This window comes from Ruegeria sp. YKSF57 (assembly GCF_059612585.1).
In genome coordinates this window covers 36,077-45,562 of the sequence record NZ_JBXWQW010000035.1, presented here as the reverse complement: position 1 = coordinate 45,562, position 9,486 = coordinate 36,077, and the positions used below count along the sequence as shown (strand labels likewise).

The window sequence follows — 9,486 nt, the reverse complement described above, 5'->3', positions numbered from 1 at the left end:
CTGATCACGGGCGATTGGCAGTGGCCTGTCGGTGGACCCGGACTGCCTTAGCAAGCCAACGGTCACGAGAGTCGCGAAAATCCCGCCGAGACCCGATTATCGGCCTGATCGCAAACTCCGACCAAGCCTCCATTTCTTCACCGCACCCTGATAGGATCCATGGGCGTGACAGGTGACATCGTAGCGAATCCGCTTTGCTTGACATGCCTGGGCTTTTCACCTTGTCTCACCCATAGCTTCAAGAAGGGGAGAGGCCGATGCGCAGCTTGAACGTCTTGATGGCGGTATCCGTGCTCATGGCATTTTCTGTGTCTCCGTCAATCGCAGAGACGAAGAGGATTTTCGCCATTACCTTCGACATGTGCGATCCCATCTGCGAGGGCTTTCAGGCCGAGGTCGAGGAAAGCGGCTTTGATGTCGAGATCGTCTGGCGCGACTATGAACTGGACAAGTCTCGCCTGCCGGGCCTGGTCGCCGAAGCCCGTGAGCTTGAGGCAGACCTGATCCTGACGAACGGCACGAACGCGACACTCGGTGTCGTCGGCACCTTTGACGATCTCGGGGACGACGGATTTATCGGCGAGATCCCCGTCGTGTTTACGAATGTCGCAAATCCCTTCAGCGCAGGTATCGCCGTTGATTTCGATGGCACCGGTCGTGCCAACGTGGCCGGCACGTTCAACCGGCCGGAGGAAGCCCTGAACATCCAGGTCATCAAGACCTATGACGACAGCTTTGATACGCTGGGCCTCCTGTACAATTCGGACGAGGCGAACTCGGTGATCAAGCATGATGAATTGGTGGACCTGTCCCGGACTATGGGCTTCAATCTGGTCGCGGTCGACATGTCCCAGAACGGCGCGCGCCCGGAGCCAGAGGACCTGCCAGCTTGGCTGGACCGACTGAAAGAAGCGGGTGTTCGCTGGATCTATATCGGCTCGAGTTCGTTCCTGCAAAGGAACGCAGACGCGTTCACGCGTGGCGCCATTGTTCGCGACATGGCGGTGGTGAGCCCATACGAGCACCTCGTGCGCAAAAGCGATGCGCTGATCTCCGTGGCAGCGCACCTCAAGGATGTTGGACGGCTTGCCGCGCAACAGGCCCTGAGGATACTGCGCGACGGCGAAAGTCCTGGCGACTTGCCGATCGTTCGCGCCGCCGACTTTGCCATTGTCGTGAACATGGACGTCGCGCGGGAGCTGAACAGAATGCCGCCCTTCGCCTTTCTTCAGATTGCAGATACGGTTCATGACTGACCGCGAAAACTGAAACCGGTTCCGCTGCGCGGAAAAAATCTCGATTGGCCATTGTATGCCTAATACAATGGCCGTTCTGTGGAGAAAGTCGTCATTATTACACCGCGCAGCAATCGACAATATGGGCTCGCTGCCGACATTCTCTGCGGCTCGCACCGACTGGCAGTTTGAGCCCTTTGCGGTCGTCCGCCTCCTGGTATCCTCTCGCATGTGCAGTACGCCGCGAACGGCGCTTTGCGGCCATCCAAAACACGTCCTACGAATGATAGCGGTGCGGGACAAAACCGCCTTGTGCACCTGCAGCTATTGCTTACGCAGCATCGGTTCGCGGTCGCAGTACGCAAATTTCTTGCACGGCGACGCAGACACCGAAGCGGCCGTTCAAAGCAGCTAAAGTTAATAGAAAATCATCGGCACAGTCGCAGCAGCGAAATCAGGCATGCGAGATTCTGCCAAATGTGACTTTCCATCTCTATTGGCTTTGTGGCCTGACAGTCGTTCGCTAGGCGGATTGCAAAAGACCTTGGAACGCTAGCGCGTCGATCGGTAGTCGCTGGGTGATTTGCCAAACTTATCGCGAAACGCGCGGTTGAAGGGACCGATGGACGCAAAACCCACGTCGTAGGCAATTGACAGGATCGGCGTGTCGGCTCGTACAGGATCGGACAGGATCGCTTTAGCTGCATCGATCCTTCGTTCGTTGACAAACTGCGCGAAGTTTCGGTACCCGAGCCCCTTGTTGATCGCTCGCCGGACACGATGTTCCGGCGCATCCACATGTGCCGCAAGTTGTGCAATCGAAAGCCCCTCTTGCCGCCAGATGTTCTCCGCCATGGCCGCCTCCACCCTTTGCAGGACCGCTGCATCGGCGGCTGAAAGTATGGCTATGGGTCTCGGCTTGTTTGCACTCTGACCTGACCACAGATCATCCGAGATCCGGGTCGCCCAGATGAGAAACAGGATCGTCAAACACAGAAATGCTGATGCATGCAGCGGGTACGCCACGGGTGGCAGGTCAGCATCGAGTCGCAGAAGTTCGACCAGCGAAATTCCGAGACCGGTCAGTGCCATCAGCGCCACGAACCATCGTCGAAAACGCCGGCGGCTTTCGACCAGGTCGCCGGCAGCTGTGGACAGTGCGATGTACAGCAACCCCGCATAGAGCAGGACGACAAGGATGCCTCTGACGGTTGCCGCGAAGGGAAGAACCGGCGCAAGCCAGGCGCCAAACGCGACAAGGGCGGCCACTGCGCCGTGCCAGAGCCGGTAATCCGGCCGATCAAGGAACAGTTCCGCCCCGGCCCAGATAGCCAGGATAGGAACCACGCCGGCCGTCATGACGAGAACCGCTTTCAGCGAGGTCCCGTAGAGATCGAGGTTCGGCGTGGAGACCAGCAGGTAGGCGCCCAGCCCGACGCATAGCGCTGGCACCGACAGGCTTCTTGGCCACTGGGTACGGTCAGCCAGGAAGATGAGCGCGCAGAGCGCGAGCGCGGTCACCGCACCGCCTCTGAAGAGCAGGTCAAGTCTCATCAGCAGGTCATCCATGACCAAATCGAACCGCAGACTGGCCGATCGGTCAACCAGGTCGGATCGCCGGATCTCGAGAATCCGCGCCGATTCCGGAAACTTCGCGGTGCATTCCGAAAACGGCGCGCGTTCTTACTCCGGTTCCGCAATGTGGACTGAAGCAACGCAATCAGGAGCACAGAATGCCGGATCAATGCCTTTTCACTCACCTCGCCGGGGTCTTTTCCGGCGTCCTTACCGCAGATTTCCTGCGTTACGCGATTGGCGCAGGTGGCGTGTACCTGATCGTCAACCTCCTTCTCGCCGCCCGACTCAGTGCCCGGAAGATCAGGGCCGGCGATCCGCCCGGCGGTCAGATCCGGCGTGAGGTCCTGGCCAGCCTGCGCACGGTTCTTGTCTTCGCGCTGAACGGGACGCTGATCGTGTTGGGGGCCGAAGCGGGGATCGTCCCGATCTATACTGAGATCGGTGCTTATGGCTGGGCTTATTTGGCCTTCAGTACTGCCGTTCTTATTGTCGCGCACGATGCCTGGTTCTATTGGTCGCACCGGCTGCTGCATTATCCGCCGCTATTCCTGCGTTTTCACCGGCTGCATCACCGCTCGCACAATCCGACGCCCTTCACCTCCTACAGTTTCGATCTGGGCGAGGCGATTGCGAATGCCATCTTCCTGCCATTGATCCTGCTCGTCCTGCCCGCCCATCCGGTCGCGATTCTCATATTCGTCACGCACATGATGCTGCGGAACTCCCTGGGGCATTCGGGGTACGAGCTGTTCCCGTCCAACCGCCATGGCCGACCGCTGTTCGACTGGATGACCACCGTCACTCATCATGACCTCCACCACGCCCACGCGGGTTATAACCTCGGTCTCTACTTCACTTGGTGGGATCGCTGGATGGGGACAGAACACCCGGACTACCACGAAGAATTCCGACGGGTCGCACGGCCGGTTTCGGGACCGGAGGTGCGAGCCATATTTCTCGCCGCCGCCATTCTCATTGGTCTCGGCGCCAGTGAGGCTCGTGCCGACGCTTTGATCGGTGCATATGCCTCTCCAGGTCTTGGGATCATCTTGCAGTTCGCGCCCTGCGAGACTGACAATGCGGGAACCTGTGGTCGGTTGGTCTGGACCTGGGATCCTGCCGATACCCCGCACGCGCAACCGGGCGATAACATCGTCACTGACCTGCGACGTTCTGGAGAAGGCTGGTCGGGTCGACTTCTTAATCCCGAAGACGGGCGCACTTATCGAGGTGCGATTGCGCGGCATGGGCCTGAAACGATCATCCTGAAAGGCTGCGCCGGTCCTTTCTGCACCACGCAACGCTGGCACTCGGTGCGCGCACTCCGCCGCGTCCTCAACAGCGTTGATTGATCCCCATACTCGAAACATGGAGACTCAAAAATGACCAAACCTGAATTCATTGCCCGCCAGGGGCGCCGCCCGACAGGACTGCTCGGCGCCATCGTCGCCCGCGTCATGGCCCGCGAAACGCGACCCGAGAACAACCGTGCCCTTGATTTGCTTGACCTCGCGGATTGTGACCGCCTGATCGACATCGGCTGTGGCCATGGCGAGACGCTATTCACGGCGGATCGAAAGGTGCGTTTGAGGGAAAGCGCAGGTGTCGACTTCTCCGATGTCATGCTGAGGCGCGCCCGTGCCCGCAACCTCGAGGCTGTCTGGGACATGCGGCTCACACTGCAACGTGCCGACACTGCGTCGCTGCCCTTTGACACGAACCGGTTCGACAAGGCGCTTTCGGTGCACACAATCTACTTCTGGCCGGAGCCGGCCGCGCATCTCGCCGAAGCGTTCCGCGTGCTTCGCCCACACGGCCGGTTCGTGCTATGCTACCGGTCGACGGCGGATCAGCGAGCCGTGGACGGGTTCCCCGACACGATCTACCGCTTTCCGAGTGTGCAAGAGACAGAAGACACGCTGCGGCTGGTCGGCTTTGACCAGCCCGAAACGTTGACCGCAAATCTAGCCGGGCGTTTGACGCATTGGACCATCGCCGAGAAACCCGCGCCCGTGGATGGCGTTCGTCAACCGTCTTGCGATGATAGTGCGCCCTGTCGCGACATCGAGATTACGAAGGAATCTTGAGATGACCGGTTACAATTATGAAACGTTTTCGTCTGACGAGGTTGATTTCCACGCCCCCGGCGGTCCGGAGATTGGCACGAAGGCCTCGGATGCGCGCGTGTTTGATACTACAGGCGAGCCTAGCAAGTTGCTGGATTTTGAGGGCGACTTTTTGGTCCTTGAGATCGGAACCATCACGTGTCCTCTGTTCCAAAGCCGCCGCAGAGCAATGTCTGGTCTTCGTGATGTGGCAAGCATTGTTCTTTATGTGCGCGAGGCGCATCCCGGTGCGAACATCGCCGCGCATCGGACGATTGAGGACAAGATCGCGAGTGCCCGCCGCCTCGTCGACGAAGATGGTGAAACGCGCCGCGTTCTGATCGACGATCTGGATGGCACGGCTCATCGGGCCTATGGCGAGCTGCCCAACTCGGTTTTCATCATAAACCGCAACGGCTGTGTCGTGTTCAAATCCGACTGGAACGACCCGGCAGCCACCGCGAAGGCCTTGCAGGCGTTGGGAGCAAGCCAGCCGATCCGCGCAAAAAGCCTCTTCCGCCCTGCAAGGCCCTCGGTCGCGCTTTTCACGCTTGGTCGCGCGGGCAAGGGCTCGGCCCAGGATTTCCTTAGGAGCTTTCCCTAACTCTTCTGGAACAATCTGATCAAGCGCAATCTGCATGTACTGCTTGGCCGTCCCGTTGAGGTGACAGGCGACATCACCTGTTAGCGGAGGATCGGGCTATGCCGAAAGGCTTGTCGCCACCTCGCGCCCGTCCTCGCGCCATTCCGGCAAACCGCCTTCCAGCCGTCGCGCATTGAACCCTCGGCTCCGCAGGGCTGCGACAGCCTGATGCGCGTAGACGCAATAGGGTCCACGGCAATAGGCGACGATTTCGTCCTCCATTGCGAGCTTGGGGAGGATCCCGTCCAACTGCGCCAGCGTGATGTTCAGCGCGCCGGGAACGTGCGCCATGGTGTATTCGTCCTTCGGTCTCACGTCGAGCACGGTGACGGAACCTTCCGCGAGCCGGGCGGCAAGGTCCGCGCGGCTGAGGGGCTCCGGTGCGTCCTCGCCGCCCGATAGACCCCGCAAGATGCGCTCGACCTGCGCGAGGTTCCGCTCCGCCACGATGCGCAGTAGGTCCATCAGCTCCAGCGTCTTCGCGTCGGTCAGCCGATAGATCATCGCCTTGCCTTCGCGGCGGCTGGTGACGAGGCCCGCGCGGCGCAGCTGCTGCAAATGCTGCGAACAGTTGGCGAGGGTCAATCCCGTCTTCTCCGCCAGCCGCTCCACCCCGCGCTCGCCCTGCGCGAGTTGTTCGAGCAGCGAGAGTCGGGCCGGAGCCGACAGAGCGCGGGCGACGCGCGCGTATTCCTCCAGAAGTGCAGTCTTCGGGCAGATTGACACGGGACGCCTCCAGACGGTAAATCATTCAAGCGATAACTTGAATGATAGAGATTCCGTCGCGCCCCACAAGCCCGAAGTCTAAGACCCATGTCCGAGACCATCCTTGCTGTCGAACCGACCATCCGCCTTGCCGCTTTTCTCGGCGTCCTAGTTGCCATGGCACTGTGGGAGGTGGCGGCGCCACGGAGACGTCGGGAGATCCCACGCGTTATCCGCTGGACGAACAACCTGGCTCTCGTGGTGCTCGATACAGTGATCCTGCGGCTTAGCTTCCCGATCCTCGCGGTCGCGCTTGCTGTGATGGCCGAAGAGCGCGACTGGGGTTTGTTCAACAACATCGACATACCGGTCTGGGCTGCCGTCGTCGTATCGATGCTGCTGCTCGATCTCGCGATCTACCTCCAGCACGTCATGTTCCACGCGGTGCCGGGGCTTTGGCGGCTGCACCGGATGCACCACGCCGATCTCGACTTCGACGCGACAACAGGGCTGCGGTTTCACCCGTTGGAAATCCTGATTTCGATGGGGATCAAGCTGGCAGTTGTCGCGGCGCTCGGCCCGCCTGCGGTGGCGGTGCTTCTGTTCGAAGTGATGCTTAACGCCACGGCGCTCTTCAACCACGCCAACATCGACCTGCCGCGCCCGGTGGACCGGGTGCTGCGCCTCTTCGTCGTGACCCCCGACATGCACCGCGTCCACCATTCGGTTGACCCACGCGAGACCAACTCGAACTTCGGGTTCAACCTGCCGTGGTGGGACAGGCTGCTCGGCACCTACATCGCCCAGCCGATCAGGGGGCACGAGGGGATGGATATAGGCATCGAGCAATTCCGCACGCGTCGTGATCTCTGGATAGACAGGATGCTGATCCAACCGTTGCGCGGCCCTGCCAGAGGCGGTGCGCTGGAACCACAGATGTCTGTGAAGGACCGGGCGAGATAAACTTGGGCGACTTGGGGCAAGGCATTCCTTGCGCCCAAATTTGCGAGAATCGCTGAGGTTACCCGACAAATTTCGCTGCTCGCGACGCGAATGGTCGTTCTCTGCGGCTCGCACCGACTGGCGGTCAGAGCCCCGAGCCGACATTGCCGCACAGCGTAGGCGCTGCGGATGCATTCGGCGGCTTTCGGTCGATTGCAGACTATGTTCCTCAGGGTGATGAAAGCGAACACTGCGGGACTAAGCCGACTTGTGCGCATGCAGCTATTGCTGACGCAGCATACGTTCGCTCTTGCGGCGCCGGTGTTGCTGTGGAGCGGCGTAGGTCGCATAAGCGGTCATTCGCAGGACGTTACTGCCTTATTCAGCTGCGGCTAGCTGCTGCAATCCAGGTCGCGCTCAGTTCGCTTTCGATGAAGCGGCCAAAAGCCGCTGAAAGCTCATCGAGATATGCGCCTTTTGAATGCTGCCGAGCGCTTCCAGATCCCCGATTTCCAGGGCAGAGATAACATCCTCAAGCTCCCGGTCGAACATGTAGTATTCTTCGTGAAGGTCCAGTTCCGCGGCAACGGCGGATTTGATCCAGATCCGCTTCGTGGCATAGTACAGCCGCTGGCAGATTTCGCGCAACGGTGCATTCCCAGTCAGTTTCATCAGAGCTTCGAATAGGTCCATGTCGAGCTGCGTGAACGTCCTGGGATCGCCGGAAGTTAGCATTTCCTTGCTGCGCGCGCGCAGGGCCCGGAATTCGTCCATCAGGTCAGCATCCGGTGAAAGTGGCGAAAGTTCGCGGGTCAACCCTGCAAGTTCGACACGGAGCCTGTAGGCCTGCTCAAGTTCATGGATGTCGGCATCGGTGACGAAGGTTCCGACACCGTGAACGGATTTGACGAGCCCTTCGCCCTCCAATCTCGCCAATACCTGTCGGATCGGAGTTCGACTGGTCCCAAATTCGGTGGCGATCGCTTCTTCCGACAGTCGGTTGCCAGGCGGGTAGTCCAGAAGACAAATGCGTTTGCGCAGTTCGACATGGATTTTTGCATAGCGTTCGCGCACCGCCGCACCGGGTGCCGACTTCGAAATCTCTCTGGGTGGCAGTTCACCCATGGATCCGCCTTTCCAACCCATCCAGCATGTCGAGGCACATTTGCAGTTGGTCGAGGGCGAGGTACTCGTCGGGCTTGTGCGCCTGTTCGATCGACCCTGGCCCGCAGATGACCGTCGACATTCCAAGCGATGCATATAGCCCGGCTTCGGTTCCAAAAGGCACGACGTCTGCGCGGTTTGCGCCCGTCAGTTCCAAAAGGACATCGCGGGCTTCGTTTTCCGTTGCGGGCTCAAGCCCTGCGACCTCGCCCATGACCTCGGTTGTGATGCTCGCACCGGGGCTGACTTTTTTCATGGCGGGCAGGAGGACCGAGGCAACGTAGTCCTCGACCTCGGATTTGACGAAAGAAAAGTCCGAGGCTTGCACCGGGCGAAATTCCCATTCGACTTTCGCCTCTTCCGGGATCACATTATGCGCGTGGCCGCCAGTCAAAGACCCGGTGTTAATCGTGGTCCAGGGAGGGTCGAAACGGCTGTGTTGCGGTGTACGCGGCTTCAGTGCTTCGCCCAGTTCCATCAGCCGCGCAACATAGCGCACAGCGTATTCTACCGCATTGACCCCTCGGTCCGGATCGGATCCATGCCCCGCAAGTCCATGGAAACGCGTGGTGTATTCGCAGCACCCCTTGTGCCCCTCGATCACGCGCATCATTGTCGGTTCCCCGATGATGGCAAGCCTGGGCTGGATGCTATGGTCTCTCAGCCACCCCATCAGGGCCTGTGCTCCGAGACAGCCGATTTCCTCGTCATATGTGAAGGCGAAATGGACGGGCCTTGTCAGAGAGAGCGCGGCAAAATCGGGTGCCTTGGCGACAACCGCCGCGATGAACCCTTTCATGTCACATGCGCCCCGCCCGTAAAGTCGACCATCGCGCTCGACCATCTGGAATGGATCGCTTGACCAATCCTGCCCCTCGACTGGCACAACATCGGAATGCCCTGACAGCACGATGCCACCGGGTTCTTCGGGACCAAGGGTTGCGAAAAGATTGGCCTTTCGCCCATCCGGCGAGGTTTGAAGATCGACATGCGCACCGGTGTCGCCAAGCCGCTGGGCGATATCGGCAATCATGCCGAGGTTGCTGTCGGCAGAAACCGTGGGTTGGGCAATGAATTCGCCAAGAAGGGCGCGCGTCTGGTCGAGACTTGCCAA

At 60.0% G+C, this 9,486-nt stretch carries 9 protein-coding genes; 5 read left to right on the top strand and 4 right to left on the bottom strand.

Going from position 1 to position 9,486, the window contains the following annotated elements; translation table 11 throughout:
• The first annotated feature begins 257 nt into the window (after positions 1 to 257).
• On the top strand, positions 258 to 1,256 hold the full coding sequence (locus tag AC2FLX_RS15400) for an ABC transporter substrate-binding protein (protein WP_496747197.1): 999 nt from the start codon (positions 258 to 260) through the stop codon (positions 1,254 to 1,256).
• Between the two features lie 531 nt (positions 1,257 to 1,787).
• Here AC2FLX_RS15400 and AC2FLX_RS15395 read toward each other — a convergent pair.
• On the bottom strand, positions 1,788 to 2,804 hold the full coding sequence (locus AC2FLX_RS15395) for a helix-turn-helix domain-containing protein (protein ID WP_496809916.1): 1,017 nt from the start codon (positions 2,802 to 2,804) through the stop codon (positions 1,788 to 1,790).
• A gap of 164 nt (positions 2,805 to 2,968) precedes the next feature.
• On the opposite strand from AC2FLX_RS15395, the gene AC2FLX_RS15390 reads away from it, so the two are divergent.
• The 3 genes from AC2FLX_RS15390 to AC2FLX_RS15380 are packed head-to-tail and all read left to right on the top strand — an operon-like array spanning position 2,969 to position 5,522.
• A complete protein-coding gene (locus AC2FLX_RS15390) occupies positions 2,969 to 4,165 on the top strand; it encodes a sterol desaturase family protein (RefSeq protein ID WP_496809917.1) in 1,197 nt (398 codons plus the stop codon).
• A gap of 30 nt (positions 4,166 to 4,195) precedes the next feature.
• On the top strand, positions 4,196 to 4,900 hold the full coding sequence (locus tag AC2FLX_RS15385) for a class I SAM-dependent methyltransferase (protein WP_496809918.1): 705 nt from the start codon (positions 4,196 to 4,198) through the stop codon (positions 4,898 to 4,900).
• Between the two features lies 1 nt (position 4,901).
• Positions 4,902 to 5,522, top strand: a complete 621-nt coding sequence (locus AC2FLX_RS15380) for a deiodinase-like protein (protein WP_496809919.1) — start codon at positions 4,902 to 4,904, stop codon at positions 5,520 to 5,522.
• 96 nt (positions 5,523 to 5,618) lie between these two features.
• Here the strand turns inward: AC2FLX_RS15380 and AC2FLX_RS15375 are convergent, their stop codons facing one another.
• Positions 5,619 to 6,287 (bottom strand): ArsR/SmtB family transcription factor, encoded by a 669-nt coding sequence (locus AC2FLX_RS15375; RefSeq protein WP_496807998.1) that lies wholly within the window; start codon positions 6,285 to 6,287, stop codon positions 5,619 to 5,621.
• An 87-nt stretch (positions 6,288 to 6,374) separates the two neighbouring features.
• On the opposite strand from AC2FLX_RS15375, the gene AC2FLX_RS15370 reads away from it, so the two are divergent.
• Complete coding sequence (locus tag AC2FLX_RS15370; protein ID WP_496754474.1) at positions 6,375 to 7,229, top strand: sterol desaturase family protein; 855 nt, start codon at positions 6,375 to 6,377, stop codon at positions 7,227 to 7,229.
• A 396-nt stretch (positions 7,230 to 7,625) separates the two neighbouring features.
• Here AC2FLX_RS15370 and AC2FLX_RS15365 read toward each other — a convergent pair whose 3' ends face one another.
• Together AC2FLX_RS15365 and argE are read right to left on the bottom strand one after the other, a co-directional pair.
• The gene (locus AC2FLX_RS15365; protein ID WP_496809920.1) at positions 7,626 to 8,333 is read right to left on the bottom strand and encodes a GntR family transcriptional regulator; all 708 of its coding nucleotides are present in this window, start codon (positions 8,331 to 8,333) and stop codon (positions 7,626 to 7,628) included.
• Positions 8,326 to 9,486 (bottom strand): acetylornithine deacetylase, encoded by a 1,161-nt coding sequence (gene argE, locus AC2FLX_RS15360; protein WP_496809921.1) that lies wholly within the window; start codon positions 9,484 to 9,486, stop codon positions 8,326 to 8,328. Before argE ends, AC2FLX_RS15365 begins: the two co-directional genes overlap by 8 nt.

Bases quoted from the DNA above. Each gene is read 5' to 3' on its own strand.
- AC2FLX_RS15385 (WP_496809918.1), top strand. From the start codon at position 4,196: ATGACCAAACCTGAATTCATTGCCCGCCAGGGGCGCCGCCCGACAGGA.
- AC2FLX_RS15380 (WP_496809919.1), top strand. From the start codon at position 4,902: ATGACCGGTTACAATTATGAAACGTTTTCGTCTGACGAGGTTGATTTC.
- AC2FLX_RS15390 (WP_496809917.1), top strand. From the start codon at position 2,969: ATGCCGGATCAATGCCTTTTCACTCACCTCGCCGGGGTCTTTTCCGGC.
- AC2FLX_RS15395 (WP_496809916.1), bottom strand. From the start codon at position 2,804: ATGGATGACCTGCTGATGAGACTTGACCTGCTCTTCAGAGGCGGTGCG.
- AC2FLX_RS15400 (WP_496747197.1), top strand. From the start codon at position 258: ATGCGCAGCTTGAACGTCTTGATGGCGGTATCCGTGCTCATGGCATTT.
- AC2FLX_RS15370 (WP_496754474.1), top strand. From the start codon at position 6,375: ATGTCCGAGACCATCCTTGCTGTCGAACCGACCATCCGCCTTGCCGCT.
- AC2FLX_RS15365 (WP_496809920.1), bottom strand. From the start codon at position 8,333: ATGGGTGAACTGCCACCCAGAGAGATTTCGAAGTCGGCACCCGGTGCG.